The organism is Porphyromonas uenonis 60-3 (genome assembly GCF_000174775.1).
Lineage (GTDB): Bacteria > Bacteroidota > Bacteroidia > Bacteroidales > Porphyromonadaceae > Porphyromonas > Porphyromonas uenonis_A.
Genome location: NZ_ACLR01000134.1, coordinates 1 through 511, shown reverse-complemented (window position 1 = coordinate 511; position 511 = coordinate 1). Strand labels below are relative to the sequence as shown.

General features: G+C 53.0%; 1 pseudogene. It reads right to left on the bottom strand.

What is annotated here, in order from left to right:
* Nucleotides 1-195: 195 nt before the first annotated feature.
* Nucleotides 196-511 (bottom strand): annotated as a pseudogene (locus tag PORUE0001_RS04990) (conjugative transposon protein TraJ); the annotation flags it as partial.

Here is a 511-nt window from a genome sequence, read left to right as displayed (position 1 = left end):
TTCATGGGTAGGAAACTCTAGTTTCATGGGTAGGAAACTCTAGTGCCACACGGCAGGCACTACGATTACCTCCCCAGCTGCTACATTGACACACATAGGAGGAGCTAATCCTACCCACCTGACCGTCATACGACCATCACGTGGTCATTGCATCCTCATCAAGCGTGTCATAGCCACCCTTCGGCTGAAGGGACGCTATTTGCCCTTGATAAGTGCCCCTTTGATACGTCCGCCTACGTTGCCGGCCATAGACCCAGTGGCGCCAGCTACTGCCTTACCTCCCGTATAGGCACCTTGGGCACCTCGTTGCGCCGTCTGATTGACATTGCGTCCGTACGCCCCGATACCACCACCAGCCTCTATAATCCAGCCCGCTACCGTAGGAACACAGAAGTACCCCACGATACCAATCAGGAAGAAGACAATGTAGTACCAGCTACCCGAATCAGGCAGATAGTTGGGGTCACTCAATGCTGCAATATCCTTCTGCACCATCAACACCTGTATCTTT